General features: G+C 65.2%; 4 protein-coding genes. 1 reads left to right on the top strand and 3 read right to left on the bottom strand.

Annotated elements, in window-relative coordinates; genetic code table 11:
• Positions 1-1,575: DNA topoisomerase IV subunit B (locus VGD20_RS12690; RefSeq protein WP_331134794.1), on the bottom strand; the 1,575-nt coding region annotated here is incomplete at its 3' end.
• Between the two features lie 158 nt (positions 1,576-1,733).
• On the opposite strand from VGD20_RS12690, the gene VGD20_RS12685 reads away from it, so the two are divergent.
• Positions 1,734-2,567 carry an outer membrane protein gene (locus VGD20_RS12685; protein ID WP_331134793.1) on the top strand — a complete coding sequence of 278 codons (834 nt, stop codon included), beginning with the start codon at positions 1,734-1,736 and terminating at the stop codon, positions 2,565-2,567.
• A 54-nt stretch (positions 2,568-2,621) separates the two neighbouring features.
• On the opposite strand, the gene VGD20_RS12680 is transcribed toward VGD20_RS12685, so the two are convergent.
• Both VGD20_RS12680 and VGD20_RS12675 read right to left on the bottom strand, forming a co-directional pair.
• Positions 2,622-3,017: a PaaI family thioesterase gene (locus VGD20_RS12680; protein WP_331134792.1), complete on the bottom strand. Its 396-nt coding sequence runs from the start codon at positions 3,015-3,017 to the stop codon at positions 2,622-2,624.
• Between the two features lie 10 nt (positions 3,018-3,027).
• Positions 3,028-3,441 (bottom strand): GcrA family cell cycle regulator (locus VGD20_RS12675; RefSeq protein WP_331134791.1); only part of this gene is annotated, 414 nt, incomplete at its 5' end.

Here is a 3,441-nt window from a genome sequence, read left to right as displayed (position 1 = left end):
CGCGATATGTGCGCCGTCGACGTCGGCGTCGGTCATGATGATGACCCGCTCGTATCGCAGACTATCCTCGTCGAACTTGTCGCGGAGGCCGCAGCCGAGGGCGAGGCTGAGGTCGGCAATCTCGCTGTTGGCGCGGATCTTCTCGGCGGTTGCTGACGCGACGTTGAGGATCTTGCCGCGGATGGGGAGGATCGCCTGGGTCTTGCGGTCGCGCGCCTGCTTGGCGCTGCCGCCCGCGCTGTCGCCTTCGACGATAAACAATTCCGTGCCTTCGGGGCCGTCGTTCGCACAGTCTGTGAGCTTGCCGGGCAGGCGCAGCTTGCGTCCGCTGGTCGCGGTCTTGCGTTTGACCTCGCGCTCGGCCTTGCGCTTCAGCCGTTCGTCCATCCGGTCGAGAACGAGACCGAGCAATGCGCGGCCGCGGTCCATATTATCCGACAGGAAATGATCGAAATGGTCGCGCACCGCATTTTCGGTGAAGCGCGCCGCTTCGGGGCTCGACAGCCGGTCCTTGGTCTGGCTCTGGAATTGTGGTTCGCGGATAAAGACCGACAGCATCATCTCGCCGCCGTTGAACACGTCCTCGGCGGTGATCTGCGCCGCCTTCTTTTGCCCGATCAGTTCGCCAAAGGCGCGCAGCCCCTTGGTCAGCGCCGAGCGAAGCCCGGCTTCGTGCGTCCCGCCGGCGGGGGTCGGAATGGTATTGCAGTACCAGCTATAGCTGCCATCCGACCACAGGGGCCACGCGATCGCCCATTCGGCACGCCCCTGGTCGTTCGGGAAATCCTGCCGCCCGACGAAGGGTTCGGCGGTCGCGCATTCGCGCGTGCCGATCTGTTCCTTCAGATGATCGGCGAGGCCTCCCGGGAACTGGAAAACCGCTTCGGCAGGGGTATCGTCGCCGATCAGTTCGGGGGCGCATTTCCAGCGGATCTCGACCCCCGCGAACAGATAGGCCTTCGAACGCGCCATGCGGTACAGCCGCTGCGGCTTGAACCGGCCATGGTCGCCGAAAATTTCGGGGTCGGGAACAAAGCTTACGCTCGTTCCGCGCCGGTTGGGTGTGGGACCGAGTTCCTCGAGCCCGCCGAGCGGCGTGCCGCGCGAGAAGCGCTGGCGGTAGAGTTGCTTGCCGCGCGCAACCTCGATTTCGGTGTCCGCCGACAGCGCGTTGACGACGCTGACACCCACCCCGTGCAAGCCTCCCGACGTGGCATAGGCCTTGCCCTCGAACTTGCCGCCCGAATGGAGCATGGTCATGATGACCTCGAGCGCCGACTTGCCCGGAAACTTGGGATGCGGATCGACCGGCATGCCGCGCCCGTTATCGACGACGGTCAGCCGATTGCCGACGTCGAGTTCGATCTCGATCCGCGTTGCATGGCCGGCGACGGCCTCGTCCATGCTGTTGTCGATCACTTCGGCGGCGAGGTGGTGGAGTGCGCGCTCGTCGGTGCCGCCGATATACATCCCGGGACGGCGGCGAACGGGTTCGAGCCCCTCCAGCACCTCGATCTGCGAAGCATTATAGCTGTCGGTGGCGGGGCTCGCGGCGTCGAACAAATCGTGACTCATGGGTCAGCTATAGGGGGCGGGAAAGGCGGCTGGCAAGGGCGCTTTTCGGCCGGCGCAGCACACTCGGTTCGTCCCGTTTCCGTGCAAAAGTGGAACTTTGAATCGGCGCCGCGGGTTTGGGTGGCGACTGTAAAGTCATTCAAAAAGTGGAGTAAAACATGAAAAACCTCTCTCTCCTTGCCGCGGTTGCGGCCAGCGCCTTGGCGATGCCGGCGATGGCCCAGGAAGCCCGCGACACAGCCCAGGATTTCAACGGTCCCTATGTCAGCATTGTCGGTGGCGGTACGCTGCAGGGCAGCGACCGCGGCGAGACGCTGGTGTTCGACACCGACCGCGACGGGACCTACGGCGATCAGGTGACGACGTCGGGGGGCGCCAACGCCTTTTCGCCCGGCTTCTGCAACGGCAGCGCCACCGGTACGGCCAATCGTGCCTGCAAGAACGACAAGGACGGCTTCGAATATTTCGGCCGCCTCGGTTATGACAGGCGCATGGGCAATTTCGTCGTCGGCGCAGTGGTCGAAGGCGGCCGCAGTGAAGCGAGAGACAGCGTCAGCGGTTTCTCGACGACGCCCGCCCGCTATACGATGAGCCGCGAAGCCGATTGGCAGGCCGGTGCCCGCCTTCGCGCCGGCTACACGCCCGGCGGCGGCGCGCTTTTCTATGTCACCGGCGGCGGCGCCTATGCAAAGCTCGACAATCGTTTCACGACCAGCAACACCGCCAACAGCTTTGCCGATAATGGCCGGACCAACGCCTGGGGCTATTCGGCGGGCGGCGGTGCTGAAGTGATGGTGACGAAGAACGTCGCGTTCGGCCTCGAGTATCTCTACACGGATCTCAAGGACAAGGATTATGTCGTAAACGTCGGTGCGGGCACCGCACCGCCGACCAATCCGTTCCTGCTCGATGGCGGCGGGACCGACATCCAGCGCAGCGATCCCCATTTCCGCACGCACAGCGTTCGCGGGTCACTGAGTCTCCGCTTCTGACCTCTTGGGAGCGTGAACGGGAGGCGTCGGGTCGCAAGGCCCGGCGCCTTTCGTCTATCCGGCGGGTGCCGCGAAAATCGCGAAATTGCCGTTGGCGCTGCTGACAAGACGGCCGTCCTGATAGAGCCTGGCATCGATATTGGCGACGCGCTTGCCGCGATGCAGAATCTCGGCCTCGCATGTCAGCCGGCCTTCGCCGACGCGGACATGATAGTTGAACTTGATCTCGAGCGTCGCGCACCACTGGTCGTCAGCGAGCAGGCTGGTCAGCGCACCGCCCATCGCCGTGTCGGCCAGCGAATAGGCGACGCCGCCGTGCGCAGCGCCTTGCGGGCTGAAATGGCGATGGCGATCGATGTCGATCGCCATCATGCAGCGTCCGTCGCCGCGCTCGACCATCTGCAGGCCGAGCGCGCGCGCGAATTCAAATTCCTGCCCGAAGGGCTTCACCGGACGCGTCTTAACGAACCCGGGGACCACCGAACGGCGGGGGCGGGGGCGGGCGACGCGTGCCGCGCGGCAGTTGCGCCTGATAGGCGCGGCCGCAATGTTCGACGCAATAGGGAAAGCCCGGGTTCACGGCTTCACCGCAGAAGTGGAAGTCGGGTTCGCCCGGGTGACCCATCGGCCAGCGGCAGATGCGGTCGTTGAGGTCGAGCAAAGTCGTCTTGTCGGCGATTTCCGGGCTCGGCTTTGCGGGCACCAGCCGGCGCGGCGGCGCGGGCGGGATCGGTGCCTGCTGGTCACCCGGTCCTTGGCGGATAAACCCACCGGGGCCGATCGACACGATCCGCGGGGAATCGGCCTTCGGCGGCGCGTCGCCCAGAGAGCCATCCGCGGTCGGGGTGTCGACGACCGGTTTGGCATCGAGTTT

This window comes from Sphingopyxis sp., from assembly GCF_036402335.1.
GTDB lineage: Bacteria > Pseudomonadota > Alphaproteobacteria > Sphingomonadales > Sphingomonadaceae > Sphingopyxis.
Note: the sequence above shows the minus strand (reverse complement) of the source record. Positions and strands in the feature narration are given on the sequence as shown.

What these genes read in the sequence shown, in the direction of transcription:
- VGD20_RS12685 (WP_331134793.1), top strand. Translation starts at nt 1,734, where the DNA reads ATGAAAAACCTCTCTCTCCTTGCCGCGGTTGCGGCCAGCGCCTTGGCG.